Below are 15656 nucleotides of genomic sequence, written 5' to 3' on the forward strand. Positions count from 1 at the left end.
TTCCTCTCGTTATTTGTAGGGAACGTACTGTCTTAAAAGTATGACTGGTCGAATAGGATGAGTGATTGAGTATTGGATAAATGCACGTACTAGTTATATTTTCACGTAAAAAAACATGTATGTTAGGAATCTTCACGTATCCATGTAATGAAACCTAACATAAAGTTCTTGATTACTAAAAGTTTTTAGAATATAATTTTCTTATTGTCATGAAGAGGGGGAACGCAATGATGGATTTTTTAACTCAGGTTATTGGGGATATAAATAATGTTCTATGGTCATATATTATTATTGCAATGCTAATTGGACTTGGACTTTATTTTTCTTTCCGAGTAAAGTTTGTTCAAATACGTTACTTTGGAGAAATGATTCGCTTACTTGGGGATGGAGCGAGTTCAAAAACAAGAAAAGCGCAAAAAGAAAAAAGTGGTGTATCGTCATTCCAAGCATTTTGTATGAGTACAGCATCTCGTGTAGGAACTGGTAACTTAGCTGGTGTGGCAATTGCGATTTCAGCAGGAGGACCAGGAGCTGTATTTTGGATGTGGTTAATCGCGGTAATTGGAGGAGCTTCTGCATTTGTAGAGAGCACATTAGCGCAAATTTATAAAGTGAAAGATGGGAACGCATTCCGCGGTGGTCCAGCGTATTATATGGAAAAGGGTTTAAAGAAACGCTGGCTAGGAGTTGTCTTCTCTGTTCTAATAACAGTTAGTTTCGGATTAATTTTCAACGCCGTGCAGTCAAACACAGTAGCCGCGGCTTTTGATGGAGCATTTAACACAGATGGTAAGTTTGTAGGTCTGTTTATGGCTGGTTTACTTGCAATCATTATCTTCGGCGGAGTAAAACGTATTGCACGTGCGGTTGAAATGATTGTTCCAGTAATGGCAATTATATATGTAGCAGTGGCATTATTCGTTGTTGTAACAAACATTACGGCAATTCCATATGTATTTAAAGAAATTTTCTTACATGCTTTCGGAATTAAAGAAGTAGTGGGCGGGGGATTAGGAGCTGCGATTTTACTAGGGGTAAAACGTGGATTATTCTCAAATGAAGCAGGTATGGGTAGTGCGCCAAACGCAGCTGCGACTGCAAACGTAACGCACCCAGTTAAACAAGGTTTCATTCAAACTTTAGGGGTATTTACAGATACATTATTAATTTGTAGTTGTACAGCATTTATCATTTTATTATCAGATGTGCCTGGAGCGGCTGATTTAAACGGAATTCAATTAACGCAACAAGCATTAAGTCAACATATCGGACCGTGGGCTTCTATATTTGTAGCAGTTGCAATCTTCTTGTTTGCATTTAGTTCATTAGTAGGTAACTACTACTATGGTGAAACAAATATTGAGTTTTTAAATGGAAGTAAAGTTTTACTAAATGTTTATCGAATCGCGGTACTTGGTATGGTTATGTTAGGTTCTGTAGCAACAATTCAAATTGTTTGGGACTTAGCAGATTTATTCATGGGTATCATGGCTATTATTAACTTAGTGGCGATTGTATTCCTTTCTAAGTATGCTTTCGCGGCATTATCAGATTACGTAAAACAAAAGAAACAAGGAAAAGATCCAGTCTTTTATGCGGAGTCTATTCCAGGTTTAAACAATACAGAGTGCTGGGATAAGCCAGCAGTAGCAGATAAAGAAAAAGCTGTATAATAAAAAGGAACGAGCATCAGAGAAATTTGATGCTCGTTTTTTTTATGGTGATAAACTAAAGGAAGAGGGAAAATACGAACGTTAATGAGTGTTTTATAATGAAATGTATTTTTTTAAGAAAAGTGCGGATGTGAGTTATAATTTGTGTTAGAATGGAAAATGGCTTTGAGACAAGAGATTTTATGGTTTTTCATATCCGATTGAAGATTTTGGAGGAGAAATGGAAAGTTCGGATTATTCCTTGTTTTGAGTAGTCAGACGTTCAACGTTAATGAAGAGTTAAATGGAGGATTTTATTAATGAAGTTTGTTATGTTTCTTGTAGGACTACTAGTTGTATTCGTACTCGGCTTTCTTATAAGTTCTGATCGTAAGAAAATCAAGTATAAACCAATCGCAATTATGCTTGTTATTCAGCTAGCGTTAACGTATTTCTTATTAAATACGCCAATTGGTTATATTTTAGTAAAAGGAATTTCAGATGGATTTGGAGCACTTCTTGGATATGCGGAATCTGGAATCGTTTTCGTGTTTGGTGGTCTTGTTAATAAAGGAGAGGTTTCATTCTTCTTAACAGCTTTATTACCAATCGTATTCTTTGCAGTGTTAATCGGAATTCTGCAACACTTTAAAATTTTACCGATATTTATTCGTGCTATTGGTACTCTGCTAAGTAAAGTAAATGGTTTAGGAAAATTAGAATCATATAATGCAGTAGCGGCCGCAATTGTTGGGCAGGCAGAAGTATTTATTACAGTAAAAGATCAATTAAGTAAAATCCCAAAACATCGTTTATATACATTATGTGCATCTTCCATGTCGACAGTATCGATGTCAATCGTTGGTTCTTATATGAAAATGATTGAGCCAAAATATGTAGTAACAGCACTTGTATTAAATTTATTTAGTGGTTTCATTATTATTCATCTTATTAACCCGTATGATATTACGGAAGAAGAAGATACATTGCAGTTAGAAAATAAGAAAAAGCAGTCATTCTTTGAAATGTTAAGCGAATATATTATGCTCGGTTTCACGATTGCGATTACAGTAGCAGCGATGTTACTTGGTTTCGTAGCATTAATTACAGCAATCAATAGCTTGTTTGATTCAGTGTTCGGTATTACATTCCAAGCTATTTTAGGATATATCTTCTCACCATTAGCATTCGTAATGGGTATCCCGCAATCAGAGATGGTAACAGCGGGACAAATTATGGCAACAAAATTAGTATCGAACGAATTTGTTGCGATGCTTGATCTGGGGAAAGTAGCTGGTGAGTTATCAGCTCGTACAGTCGGTATTCTTTCTGTATTCCTTGTATCATTTGCGAACTTCTCATCTATCGGAATTATCGCAGGTGCAACGAAAGGAATCGATGAAAACCAATCAAACGTTGTTTCATCATTCGGATTACGACTTGTATACGGTGCGACATTAGTAAGTCTTTTATCGGCGATTATCGTTGGTGTTATGTTATAAAGTGAAACTTTAATCAGTGGGGGGCTTTATCCCCCGCTGATTATTAGCCTTCACCAATCGGGCTTTTACGGGCAGTTAATCACCCACCTAACTTCTTTGTTTTCGCTGAATTTTGAGGTGGGGGTCTTACTGCCCGTTAAAGCGGGGTAAAAAAGATGGTCCTAGCTCATAGCTAGGGCTATTTTTTTATGGTAAATTTACATGAAAAAACCAATTATTTAGGAATATATTAACATATAAAAATATTTTAAAATTTATATTGCATTTCAATTAGTTAACGCTTACAATTTGATTTGTAGGTGGTATCAATTTCAGACTTTCAAGTATGTTAGGAGAGAAGAGGCTACCTTTTATAAATTGCAATTTATGTAAACGCTTACTGATTTTAGATAACAGTTGAATAATATTTAGGGGTTTTAAATTTTTTTAACATCAATGGTCAGACGTCATTCGTTATACGACCAATAACTCGTGGGAGAAGTGGAGGATTCACATATGAAACTAGTAATGTTTCTAGTAGGTTTACTTGTAGTATTTGTACTAGGGTTCCTTATAAGTTCAGATCGTAAGAAAATTAAATATAAACCAATTGCAGTTATGCTTGTAATTCAATTGGTACTTGCGTATTTCTTACTAAATACAAAGGTCGGATTTGTATTAGTAAAAGGGATTGCAGATGGATTTGGCGCTATTTTAAAATTTGCGGAAGCAGGGGTTAATTTCGTATTTGGTGGTCTAGCAAATGATGGACAAGCACCATTCTTCTTAACAGTATTATTACCAATTATTTTCTTAGCAGTACTAATTGGAATCTTACAACATATTAAAGTTTTACCGATTATCATTCGTGCAGTCGGTTTCGTATTAAGTAAAATTAACGGTTTAGGAAAACTTGAATCATATAATGCAGTAGCAGCGGCAATTGTCGGCCAAGGTGAAGTATTTATTACAGTAAAAGATCAATTAAGCAAATTACCGAAAAATCGTTTATACACACTTTGTGCATCATCAATGTCAACAGTTTCGATGTCAATCGTTGGTTCTTATATGAAGATGATTGATCCAAAATATGTAGTAACAGCACTTGTACTAAACTTATTTAGTGGATTTATTATCATTCATATTATTAATCCGTATGATGTGAACGAAGAAGATGACATTTTAGAATTACAAGAAGATAAGAAACAAACATTCTTTGAAATGTTAGGCGAATATATTATGCTAGGTTTCTCTATCGCTGTAACAGTAGCGGCGATGTTAATCGGTTTCGTAGCATTAATTACAGCAATTAACGGTGTGTTCGATTCTATTTTCGGAATCACATTCCAGAGCATTTTAGGATACATCTTCTCACCATTAGCATTCGTAATGGGTATTCCAACATCAGAGATGCTAACAGCAGGACAAATTATGGCGACGAAATTAGTAACAAACGAATTTGTTGCGATGCTTGATCTTGGAAAAGTAGCTGGCGATTTATCAGCTCGTACAGTAGGTATTTTATCAATCTTCCTTGTATCATTTGCGAACTTCTCATCTATCGGAATTATCGCAGGTGCAACGAAGAGTATCGATGGAAAACAAGCAAACGTTGTATCTTCATTCGGATTAAAACTTGTATACGGTGCAACGTTAGTAAGTATATTATCAGCGGTTATCGTTGGGGTTATGCTTTAATAAAAACAAACGAAGTCGTTTATCTCTCGCCTAGAGGGATGAACGACTTTTTTATTTTGGTATGATAAATAATATAGAGAGGGGGGATTAGGGTGCAAGAACGAGATAGTTTAAGGGAGTTTGATGAGATTATAGAGAACATTGATCAATTAACTGGAGAAGATGCTAGAGCGTTTTTGAAATTTATACATGGGTATTTAAGTATAGTAGGGGTAGGAGATGGGACGTTTACTCATAGTGACTTTGTTGAAAAGGTTTCAGAGCTTTATAAGAAGGATGTGGCGAGGGTTATTCAGCTTAGAGAAGAAATAAAAAAATCACCTTAATACATTCATTAAGGTGATTGGAATACTACTCAGCTGGAGGCGTAAATGTACGTTTCTCTAATTCAGCATCTAGCATAAATAATGCGTTTGAATCGCTTGTAATACGTTTTAATTTTTGGATGATGCTATCAAATGAAGCTTCTTCTTCTACTTGCTCGTCAACGAACCATTTTAAGAAGGTAATTGTTGCGTGTTCACGCTCATCCCAAGCGATATCAGATAAGTGATAAATGCGCTTCGTTACTTCACGCTCGTGCTCAAGTGCTACTTCAAAAGCATTCAATACAGAATCATATTCGTTATTAGGATGATCAAATCCAGTAATAATAGCGCGCTCGCCGCGGTCATTAATGTAGTTGTAAAGTTTCATTGCGTGGAAACGCTCTTCTTCAGCTTGTACAAGGAAAAAGTTAGCGAATCCATCGTAGCTTTCCGCTGTACAGTAAGCAGCCATTGCCATATAAGCGTGGGCAGAGTAAAATTCAAAATTCATTTGTTCATTTAGTGCGTCGTGCAATTTTTTAGATAACATAAAATCCCCCTTATTATTTTGACAAGAACATTATATCACAATTGATAATGTTCTCATTTAGATGTTTCGAATCTTTTTGAAAGCTTTGTAACGTGTGTTTCCATAATGTCTTGTAAATCCAAATCATATTTTTGTGAAAGAACAATAAGATTAGATAGTACATCACCAAGTTCTTCTTTTAGTTCTTGTTTTAGCTCTTCTTGTGTTTTCGTTTGTTCATCAGGGCGATCACGACCGATTTCAATTGCGCGAACAACGCGTGAAACTTCCCCAACTTCCTCAGTTAAGAAATTTAAGCGAATAAAGGAGTTGTACTGTGACCAGCTTCGTTTTTCGTAAAATTCCTCCACCCATCTTTGAAATGCGACGATATCCATTTCTTCCTCATCCCTTCAATATGTTGTACAATACTCATTGTATCATAACAATATATAGTTTCGGGGTGTAGGAATGAGAAAGATTTGTGTGTTTGCAGGTTCAAATTTAGGGGGAAGACCAGAATTTAAAGAGCAGGCAATAGAGTTAGGGAAAATGTTTGTTGAGAACGATTATGAGCTTGTATACGGCGGTTCATGCGTTGGATTAATGGGAGAAGTAGCGAATGAAGTTCTTCGTTTAGGTGGACGTGTAACAGGTGTTATGCCGCGTGGTTTATTCCGTGGTGAAATCGTTCATACAGGATTAACAGAATTAATTGAAGTAGAAACGATGCACGAACGTAAAGCAAAAATGGCAGAGCTTGCGGATGCTTTCATTGCATTACCAGGCGGATACGGAACATTTGAAGAGCTATTTGAAGTTGTATGTTGGTCACAAATTGGTATACATGATAAGCCAGTTGGTTTATTAAACATTAAAGACTTCTACGGACCAATTCTGCAAATGGTTGATCGCGCAGCTGAAGAAGGCTTTATGAACCCGTCGAATAAAGAGTTGATTGTTTCAGCTGAGACGGCAGCTAAATTAATTCATGAAATACAAAATTACGAGCGTCCTGTTTTGGGAACGAAGTGGAAGCAGTTATCATAGTACATTTTTATAGTGGATTTTGGAAACACATGTCTTTTTATCGCAAAAAGACATGTGTTTTTAATTTGGTTAAATATGTTAATGATGAGATATAATGTTTTTTGGGGAAGGAGAAATAGATGGAGGAGTTTGTGTATTTACGGCCTGTTTTTAAAAGTATATTAGCAGCATCTATTCTTGTTATGCTCATTGTTTCAACATAGAAGAAAGAGCTAATTAATGAATTTTCGCTTTGGTTTATTTCGATATTGTGTATCGGTGTTGCCGCGATAACGTTGTTTATGTCTGGGTTTATCGTTGATGAGTATAATCTAGCTGGGGATGCACAGAGTTTTGGCATGTTTATTGCACTTGGCTGTATTAGCGGTTTGAATTTTATTATTTATTATAGACGGCAATAAAAGAAGGCATTCCGTATTACTTTGGAATGCCTTTATCACTTTGATTACTTTGTTTTTTATATAGATTTTTGGAAACGCATGTAAGTTTATTTTAAAAAAGCATGTGTTTTTAATTTGGTTAAATATATTGATAGTGAGATGTGAAATCGTTGGAAGAGGTGAAGTAGATGGAGGTATGTTTTGCTGACTTAAAAAAAGAACATCTGAATAAATGGTGAGTAAGGAATTATTGAGTGACATAGAATTGTTCCGTTAAAGGGTCAGATTGTGGAAGATGGCGAATGTTTTTTATGAAGTTAATAGAGGTTTTTCTAATCGGAATCAGAATAAATTTTATAGGTCTAATCCTTTGGGGATTTTTAATCAGCTATGTATCATAATCTAATCATTAAAATGAAAATTGGAGGAGAAATGAGCATGGGGCGTTCGGTATTAAAAATGTATAACTACCACTTATGGGCAAATGAAGTTATTTTAAATCGCTTAAAAGAACTACCGCAAGACATTTTCCATAAGGAAGTTAAGAGTGGTTTTTCTTCGGTGGCAAAAGTAATGTCTCACATATACCTCACAGATTTAGCCTGGCTTGAGATTATTTCTGGTAAAAGTATGAGTGATGCAATGGTACACACAGACCAATTGAAAGAACAGCTAGAAACAAAAAATATTGAGGAAATGGAAACTAGTTTTTATGAATTATCTAAACGATATAAAGAACTTTTAAGTAGTCAACAAGATTATGAAAAAGTGTTTGAGGTTGATAATCCGTATGCTGGGCTCCTGGATACGACGGTTTCTGAAACAATAATACACGTCGTCACCCACGGAGCATATCACCGTGGGAATATAGCCACAATGTTGCGGCAAATGGGGCATACCTCTGTTATGCAAGATTTTGGACTATTTCTATATTCAAAATGAATTCTTTTTATTTACTATAGAATATGGATTGTATGATGTTTTTGGGGACTGCTTTTATTAGTGGTTTAAGCTTAATTATGTATTAGAGAAAAAAGGCATTCCATATTATTTCGGAATGCCTTTATCATTTTGATTACTTTGTTTTTTATACAGGTACCAGCCACCCCAACCGCCACCAATAGCTACAACAACGAGGAAAGCATAGTCTTTAACCTCGACACGTATGTTGAAAATATTAGCTATAAGTAAGAGAATCCCAACTGTTATTAACGCAAAAAATGCTCTAATTAAGTAGTCTTTCAACTGAACCACTCCCGTCATTTAAGTAGTAAATGATGAACTTGGACAAGCTTTTTGGATCTAATTACTAAAGGGTGTTTCCTATATTTTAACATAAAGTGAAACTTTAATCAGTGGGGGGCATCCCCCACTGATTATTAGCCCTCACCAATCGGGCTTTTATGGGCAGCTGATCCACCGCCTATCTTCTTTGCTTTCGCTGGATTTTGAGGTGGGGATCTTACTGCCCGTTAATGCGGGATAAAAGAGATTGTAATATATTGATAAAAGTAGAGGAGGGGAGTGCTATTATTGTCGTGATTTGTTGGTAAAGCGATATTCTTTGTCGAAACGTTGATATATCGTGAGTTGCGATCGATATAATTTTATGTATTATCAAGTGCGACCAATCAATAGAAAAAAGCGACTCTGAACGAGCCGCTTCCGCTTTAAGTGGTATCCAGCTCCAGCGGCTAGAATCTCCGGTCATTTCGCTCTCTCGCTCGAAGCAAAAAGCGCTTCAAGGTCGAGAGCTCCAATGTCCTGCGATTCTGAACGAGCCACCGGAGCTTTTAAATATATTATTGATTCAAGAATGCACGTAGCATCCAAGCGTGTTTTTCTAGTTCTGTGTAGATGCCTAGTAGTAGGTCAGATGTCATTTCGTCGTCAGATTCTTGAGCGATTACCATGCCTTTTTTCAGTTCAGTTAGCATCATTTCGTAGTCTTTCATGATTGCTTCGACCATCCCTTCTGCAGTTTCTCCGTAAGCTGCTTCTTGAATAGAAGATAGTTCTAAGTATTCTTTCATTGTTGCTACTGGTTTGCCGCCAATTGCTAAAATGCGTTCTGCGATTTCATCGATGTGAGTAGCTGATTCTGTGTAAAGCTCTTCAAATTTTTCATGTAGTGTGAAGAATTGAGGTCCTTTTACGTACCAATGGAAGTTGTGTAGTTTTGTAAATAAAACGCTCCAGTTTGCTACTTGTTTGTTTAATGCTTCGATTACTTGTGTATTCATTATGATCAATCTCCTCTTGAGTTATTATTTTATATGAATTACTAATTTATAATTATTATAATCTAGTAATTTGTATAAATCAACCCTTTTGCTGGAATTAATTTGAACAAATTATGAACGGTTGTAAATAAAAAATCCCTATTACTATGAAGTAATAGGGATTTTTTATTATATAGCTCCAGCGGCTAGAATATTCGGTGGCTTCGCTTTTTCCTGCGAGCCTCTTCCGCTTTTAGTTGTTATCCAACTTGTTTCTTCTCTTCTAAATCTTGCCCATCCCAACACTCTGTATTTTTTAAGCCAGGGATAGAACTTGCAACGAAGACAGGATCTTTTCCTTGTTTCTTTTGTTTAATATAGTCTACTAATGCTGCGTAGGCGAACTTGCTAAGGAATGAGATGGCAATTAAGTTTGTAAATACCATTAGTCCCATAAAGAAATCAGCTAAACTCCAAACCGTTTGAAGGGCAGCGATAGATCCGAAGAACACCATTCCGACAACTGCAACACGATAAATCAGTAACCATGTTTTGCTTTCTTTAATGAATGCGATATTTGTTTCACCATAATAGTAGTTTCCTAGTAAAGAACTGAAAGCGAATAGGAAAATAATAATCGCTAAGAAAGTGCTTGCCCACGGTCCAATTTGTGAACTTAATGCTTGTTGTGTTAATTCAATACCTTCTAAATTCGATCCTTTGTAAAGTCCAGAACATAATACGATAAACGCTGTTGATGTACATACTAAGAATGTATCTACGAAAACACCTAATGCTTGAACAAGTCCTTGTTTTACAGGGTGAGATACATCTGATGTTGCTGCTGCATTAGGAGAGCTACCCATACCTGCTTCTGTCGCGAATAAACCGCGCTGAATTCCGAATTTGATTGCTGCTCCAATACCACCAGCGATAGCTTGGTCTAAACCAAATGCGCTGTTAAATATTTCTGTAAAAATGCTTGGTAACATAGTGAAGTTGTTAATTACGACAAAAACAGCTACGCCGATATAAATGATTGCCATTGGAGGAACAATCATTTCTGTAATACGTGAAATGCTCTTGATACCACCAAAAATAATAACTGCAACTAATAAAGCTAATAGAGCTCCTACGATCGTTCGCTCTAGTCCAAAAGCATTTTCAAATGCTATTGTTACCGTGTTTGCTTGTACAGAATTGAAAATTAATCCGTACGCAACTGTAATAAGAAGTGAAAACCAAACACCCATCCAGCGTTTGTTTAACCCTTTTTCCATGTAATACGCTGGTCCACCACGGAATCTGCTTCCATCTTTTACTTTATAAATTTGCGCGAGCGTACATTCTACGAAACTAGTAGCTGCTCCAAGGATAGCGATAAACCACATCCAAAATATTGCGCCAGGTCCACCCATTGAAATGGCTAATGCTACACCAGCTAAGTTTCCGATACCGATACGTGCCGCTGCACTTAAGCAAAATGCTTGGAATGGAGAGATGCTATCTTTCTTTTTTTCTTTTCGATTAAATCCTTTACTAATTAAACTGACCATCTCACGGAAATGAGTAATTTGGACAAATTTTAATTTGAAAGAGAAATAAAGACCGAAGCCGATTAACATTGCAATAAGAATATATGACCATAAAATATTATTCGTTACCTCAAGGAATCTGCTAAAGATATCAACCATATAATACACTTCCTTTTTTTCATAATAAGAAAATTATATGCAAAAAATATACCAGAATCAATTTTTCTAAAAAATCATGTTACTTAAACGTTCTTTGTGTTATGATTATGTTACATCGTAATATTTTTAGAATTATTTACATTTTAAAAAACTAAATTTAAAGCGAAAAAGAGGGGATAATTTGAAAGAAGAATCTTTATTGAAAGTAAGTCTTAAGAGTTTGAAAATAAGAAGTAATTTATTTTTTATCATTACATCTTTAAGTATCTTTTTAGGAGCCACTTATTATTACAATAAAAGATTTCCAAGTCATAGGTATCCTGAATGGTTAGAATTTCTAAAATTGATTGGATGAACAAAAGACAGAAAAACAGAAAATTAAAATAAAGAAGTTATGGAGGAGCTAAATATGAATATTAGAGAAAGTGAACTTCCGGGTATTGGTTATAAATTTCAAATCGTTACGAAAGGTAACGAAAAGATGGTGATCGTCATTCATGATGATGGGCGTAGAGAAATGTATCATTTTGATTCAGATCATGAAGAAAGCATCTCAAGTATTTCATTACGTGACTCAGAGGCGAGACAAATTGCAGCAATATTAGGTGGAATGGTATACAAACCTAGAGCATTAGAAAATGTTGAGATGGTCTTTGAAGGTTTAGCAATTGAGTGGTTTAAAGTGGAGAATGCAGCTCCGGCAATCGGAAAAACAATTGGCGACCTTGAAATAAGAAAAACATATAGCGTAACGATAATTGCAGTTATGAAAAAGAATATGAAAAAGCTATTTAATCCAGGTCCAGACACGGTGATTGAAGAAGGAGATATGCTTGTAGTTTCTGGTGAGAGAGAAGAAATTAAAAAGATTATTAATGAATTACTTTCGAATAGGGGGACTGACTAGATGGATACTTTAATTTTTGAAGTTGGTACAGCTTTAGTTTTAGTAGCAATTGCGGCGGTAATCGCTGGAAAGTTTAAATTCTCAGTAATTCCTTTTCTAATTGTTCTTGGCATGTTAGTAGGGCCGCACGCGCCGACAATAGGTGTTATCGATCTCAAATTTATTGAAAGTGCAAGTGTGATATCCTTCCTTGGAAGGATTGGTGTTCTGTTCCTTCTTTTCTATCTGGGATTAGAGTTTTCGATGAAAAAACTAATTAAATCTGGACGTTCTATCGCGATTGGCGGAACAATCTATATTTTGATTAACTTTTCACTAGGATTATTATACGGATTTATAATGGGATTCCCGTTACTCGAAATCTTAATTATTGCGGGTATTATTACGATTTCTTCTAGTGCTATCGTTGCAAAGGTATTAGTTGATTTAAGAAGAACTGGTAATAATGAAACCGAATTAATTTTAGGAATTATTATGTTTGAAGATATATTCCTTGCTGTATATTTATCAGTAGTTTCTGGCTTAGTTCTTGGGGATCACGCTTCCTTCTTAGGTGCCCTTACGTCAATTGGAATTGCTTTAGGATATATGCTTCTATTCTTTATTGTGGCTAGAAAAGCAACGCCGTTATTAAATAGATTGCTCAATATTAGTTCAGATGAAATTTTTATTATTGTAGTATTTGCTTCGTTGTTCTTTATTGCAGGTTTTTCAGAAACAATTCACGTTGCAGAAGCAATCGGGGCACTTCTTTTAGGGTTAGTTTTCTCTGAGACAGAGCATAGTGATCGAATTGAACATCTTGTTGTTCCATTTAGAGACTTCTTCGGAGCTATCTTCTTCTTCAGTTTCGGATTAAGTATCGATCCGTTTTCATTGGGCGGAGCAATATGGTTAACGTTAGGTGCTGTACTTCTGACGATAATCGGAAACTTTGTAGCAGGGATGATTGCAGGAAGACAAGCCGGATTATCTCATAAAGCATCAACAAATATTGGATTAACAATCGTTTCAAGGGGAGAATTCTCAATCATTATGGCTAATATCGGTATCGCGGGTGGGTTAATGTCGGTATTGAAACCATTCTCAGCACTATACGTGCTTATACTATCGATCTTAGGTCCACTTCTGACGAAAGAGTCAAAGAATGTATATAAATTTTTAAATAAAATCTTTAAGTGGGATACGAAGACTAGATAAATTTTGAAAAAATAAAAGTACAAGATATTTACTGCTTGTACTTTTATTTTTTGCAATGAAAACAGTAAAGAGAGGTAAATGATGTTAGGAGAGTTGATTCATTCAGTTTTAGTTTTTCTAGAAGGACTTGGTTATTGGGGAATTATGCTGGGATTAATGATAGAGGTTATCCCAAGTGAAATCGTATTATCTTATGCAGGTTATTTAGTATCAACAGGAAGCATTACATTTTGGGGGGCTGTCGCGTTCGGTACAATTGGTGGTGTAATCGCACAACTATTCATTTATTGGATCGGTCGATACGGAGGAAGACCTGTTCTTGAGCGATATGGAAAATATATTTTGATTCAGAAGAAACATATTGATTATGCTGAAGCGTGGTTTAATCGTTACGGAACTGGTGTTATTTTTACAGCGCGTTTTATTCCTGTTGTGCGTCATGCTATTTCGATACCAGCGGGTATTGCGAAAATGTCACATGCTAAGTTTATTACGCTAACTACACTAGCTGTTATTCCATGGTCAATTGTATTTATATATTTAGGTTTTAAATTAGGAACAGAGTGGGAAAGTATTAATAAAGTAGCTGGGCCATATGTGAAATACTTTGCACTTGCTGCTATTGTTTGTGCAATTGGTTATTTTATATTAAAAAAAATGATGAAAAAAAAGTGATTACGGAAAAAGAATCTATGCTGACATAGATTCTTTTTTATCGTCATTTTTTAAAGGATGAAAGTGTATGTTTAATATTTACCATATTGTGGCATATATATAGGAAAAGGGAGTTTAGGAAGGGGATTATTGAGAAATGGAACTCCAGTTTCAAAATGTATATCAACAAGTCGAGAATTGGTATGTGTTGGATTCGGAGCTTCCTTGGGATGTCAAAAAGTTAAGAAATGATTTGTTTTCTCTTATTGAAGTAAGTGCAACGCCAGTTATTTTTTGTGATACGTGTGATGCGAATCATGTACTTTTATCATTAGGAGAAGAAGAAGAGGAGTTTTTATTCCCAGTAGGTGGTTTTTATCATAAAGAAAAACAATTAATTTTCGTTTGTATGTGGGAAGAATATGAGCAAGTGCTCAAAACGCTATTGCATGAATTCAGGCATGCGATGCAGCATAAGGACGATGTACTATATGTTGGAAATGAACTATACGAAGAAAGATGGATTGAGAAAGATGCGAGGCGTTTCGCGGAGAGGAAGCTAGATGAATATAAAAATAGAAATTTAATCTGAAGCATAGTGGAGAAAAATCACTGTGCTTTTATTTATTGCTAATTAAAAATAAGTAGTTGACCTTTAATAAGTTTAGTTCTAAACTAATAGTATCAAATGAGCGAGGTGATGGAATGAAAGCAGGGGAAAGACTTGGAGTACTATTATGGTTTCGTTTATCACGCTTTTATAATAGAAGTATTCGTGAGACGAATCAGCATTTGAAAAAGTGGAATGTATCTGCCGCTCAGTTTGATGTATTAGTTCAAATTGGAGGAAACGATCGTTTAACGCAGCAAGAACTTGGAAATAAGTTGTTTGTTACGAAAGGAAATGTTACTCAACTTTTAAATAAGATGGAGCAACTAGATTGGATTCAGCGTGAACAAGAAGGTACTACGAAATATATTTCATTAACAGAAAAGGGAAAGGTTCTATATGAAGAAATAGTCCCGCCGCAAGAAACATTTCAAGCAGAGCAATTTGATAAGTTAAATAGAGAAGAACAAAAACAATTATTAGAATTGCTGAAGAAGTTGCAGTGATAAAATTAAAAATAATTATCTCGATTTCGAGATAATATGAGGTGAAGGATATGTTTAGAAAAGTTGATCATAAAAATATGGGAAGAGCAAATCACGGTTGGTTAAATACACATTTTCATTTTTCCTTTGCAAATTATTATAATCCAAACAACATGAATTTTGGAGCAGTACGTGTTATGAATGATGATTTAATAGCGCCACAAACTGGTTTTGATATGCATCCGCACCGTGATATGGAGATTATCTCTTACGTTATAGATGGTGAATTAACACATGAAGATAGTATGGGGAACCGCGGGATAATTGAGCGTGGGCATGTTCAATATATGAGTGCAGGTACTGGTGTATTTCACAGTGAGCATAACTTAGGAAGTGAAACATTACGGTTATTGCAAATTTGGATTTTACCAGACCGCGACGGTCATAAACCGAACTATGGTGAGTTTAAATTTGATTGGAGTAAACGTGAAAATGAGTGGTTCCATATGGTATCTCCTTCTGATGGAGATGCACCAATTCATATTCACCAAGATGCAAATTTATATTCTTTATCATTAGAAGCTGGTAAAGAAATTCATTTCCCTGTTAAAGAAGGACGTCAATTGTACATTGTACAAATTGAAGGTAGCAGCGTTGTAAACGGTGAAACACTTGTAATGCGTGATGCAGCGGAGGCTGTAGAAGAATATATTCGCATTCAAGCGAAAGAGAAGTCTCACTATTTAGCAATTGAAATGAAAATGCAATAAAGTGAGGCTTTAATCA

The 15656-nt window shown here is 35.4% G+C and carries 17 protein-coding genes and 1 pseudogene; 13 read left to right on the plus strand and 5 right to left on the minus strand.

The window, feature by feature from the left end; all coding sequences use genetic code 11:
• The first annotated feature begins 230 nt into the window (after nt 1-230).
• From BG05_RS06645 to BG05_RS06660, 4 genes are all read left to right on the plus strand, one after another.
• Nucleotides 231-1673, plus strand: a complete 1443-nt coding sequence (locus BG05_RS06645) for an alanine/glycine:cation symporter family protein (RefSeq protein ID WP_033713841.1) — start codon at nt 231-233, stop codon at nt 1671-1673.
• 299 nt (nt 1674-1972) lie between these two features.
• Nucleotides 1973-3154 carry a NupC/NupG family nucleoside CNT transporter gene (locus BG05_RS06650; RefSeq protein WP_002184694.1) on the plus strand — a complete coding sequence of 394 codons (1182 nt, stop codon included), beginning with the start codon at nt 1973-1975 and terminating at the stop codon, nt 3152-3154.
• 495 nt (nt 3155-3649) lie between these two features.
• Nucleotides 3650-4831, plus strand: a complete 1182-nt coding sequence (locus BG05_RS06655) for a NupC/NupG family nucleoside CNT transporter (RefSeq protein ID WP_002129840.1) — start codon at nt 3650-3652, stop codon at nt 4829-4831.
• Between the two features lie 92 nt (nt 4832-4923).
• Nucleotides 4924-5157 carry a hypothetical protein gene (locus BG05_RS06660; RefSeq protein ID WP_002184696.1) on the plus strand — a complete coding sequence of 78 codons (234 nt, stop codon included), beginning with the start codon at nt 4924-4926 and terminating at the stop codon, nt 5155-5157.
• 25 nt (nt 5158-5182) lie between these two features.
• Here BG05_RS06660 and BG05_RS06665 read toward each other — a convergent pair whose 3' ends face one another.
• Together BG05_RS06665 and BG05_RS06670 are read right to left on the minus strand one after the other, a co-directional pair.
• A complete protein-coding gene (locus BG05_RS06665) occupies nt 5183-5689 on the minus strand; it encodes a ferritin (protein ID WP_002034655.1) in 507 nt (168 codons plus the stop codon).
• Nucleotides 5690-5742: 53 nt separating this feature from the next.
• Entirely contained in the window at nt 5743-6066 is a 324-nt protein-coding gene (locus BG05_RS06670; RefSeq protein ID WP_002089472.1) for a MazG nucleotide pyrophosphohydrolase domain-containing protein, read from the minus strand.
• Nucleotides 6067-6139: 73 nt separating this feature from the next.
• On the opposite strand from BG05_RS06670, the gene BG05_RS06675 reads away from it, so the two are divergent.
• The 3 genes and pseudogenes from BG05_RS06675 to BG05_RS06685 all read left to right on the plus strand — a co-directional run bounded on the left by BG05_RS06675 (nt 6140) and on the right by BG05_RS06685 (nt 8040).
• Nucleotides 6140-6718, plus strand: coding sequence for an LOG family protein (locus tag BG05_RS06675; RefSeq protein WP_033707925.1), 579 nt, complete (start codon nt 6140-6142; stop codon nt 6716-6718).
• 119 nt (nt 6719-6837) lie between these two features.
• A pseudogene (locus tag BG05_RS06680) lies at nt 6838-7119 on the plus strand (hypothetical protein).
• Between the two features lie 417 nt (nt 7120-7536).
• Complete coding sequence (locus tag BG05_RS06685; protein WP_002131303.1) at nt 7537-8040, plus strand: DinB family protein; 504 nt, start codon at nt 7537-7539, stop codon at nt 8038-8040.
• Nucleotides 8041-8145: 105 nt separating this feature from the next.
• Here BG05_RS06685 and BG05_RS06690 read toward each other — a convergent pair whose 3' ends face one another.
• The 3 genes from BG05_RS06690 to BG05_RS06700 all read right to left on the minus strand — a co-directional run bounded on the left by BG05_RS06690 (nt 8146) and on the right by BG05_RS06700 (nt 11014).
• Nucleotides 8146-8343 carry a hypothetical protein gene (locus BG05_RS06690; protein ID WP_000656312.1) on the minus strand — a complete coding sequence of 66 codons (198 nt, stop codon included), beginning with the start codon at nt 8341-8343 and terminating at the stop codon, nt 8146-8148.
• Between the two features lie 557 nt (nt 8344-8900).
• Nucleotides 8901-9341 carry a Dps family protein gene (locus BG05_RS06695; protein WP_002034654.1) on the minus strand — a complete coding sequence of 147 codons (441 nt, stop codon included), beginning with the start codon at nt 9339-9341 and terminating at the stop codon, nt 8901-8903.
• 239 nt (nt 9342-9580) lie between these two features.
• Nucleotides 9581-11014 (minus strand): alanine/glycine:cation symporter family protein, encoded by a 1434-nt coding sequence (locus tag BG05_RS06700; protein ID WP_002184697.1) that lies wholly within the window; start codon nt 11012-11014, stop codon nt 9581-9583.
• Nucleotides 11015-11423: 409 nt separating this feature from the next.
• Here BG05_RS06700 and BG05_RS06705 point away from each other — a divergent pair, with 409 nt between their 5' ends.
• The 6 genes from BG05_RS06705 to BG05_RS06730 all read left to right on the plus strand — a co-directional run bounded on the left by BG05_RS06705 (nt 11424) and on the right by BG05_RS06730 (nt 15640).
• Nucleotides 11424-11921, plus strand: coding sequence for a cation:proton antiporter regulatory subunit (locus BG05_RS06705; RefSeq protein ID WP_001026068.1), 498 nt, complete (start codon nt 11424-11426; stop codon nt 11919-11921).
• Entirely contained in the window at nt 11922-13121 is a 1200-nt protein-coding gene (locus BG05_RS06710; RefSeq protein ID WP_002129832.1) for a cation:proton antiporter, read from the plus strand.
• Nucleotides 13122-13202: 81 nt separating this feature from the next.
• Nucleotides 13203-13796, plus strand: a complete 594-nt coding sequence (gene uptA / locus BG05_RS06715; protein ID WP_003192241.1) for an undecaprenyl phosphate transporter UptA — start codon at nt 13203-13205, stop codon at nt 13794-13796.
• Nucleotides 13797-13932: 136 nt separating this feature from the next.
• Nucleotides 13933-14367 (plus strand): DUF3920 family protein, encoded by a 435-nt coding sequence (locus tag BG05_RS06720; protein ID WP_002129830.1) that lies wholly within the window; start codon nt 13933-13935, stop codon nt 14365-14367.
• Between the two features lie 113 nt (nt 14368-14480).
• Nucleotides 14481-14891: a MarR family winged helix-turn-helix transcriptional regulator gene (locus BG05_RS06725; RefSeq protein WP_002129828.1), complete on the plus strand. Its 411-nt coding sequence runs from the start codon at nt 14481-14483 to the stop codon at nt 14889-14891.
• A 50-nt stretch (nt 14892-14941) separates the two neighbouring features.
• Nucleotides 14942-15640, plus strand: coding sequence for a pirin family protein (locus tag BG05_RS06730; protein ID WP_002129827.1), 699 nt, complete (start codon nt 14942-14944; stop codon nt 15638-15640).
• Nucleotides 15641-15656: the final 16 nt, after the last annotated feature.

It is taken from the genome of Bacillus mycoides, assembly GCF_000832605.1.
Taxonomy (GTDB): domain Bacteria; phylum Bacillota; class Bacilli; order Bacillales; family Bacillaceae_G; genus Bacillus_A; species Bacillus_A mycoides.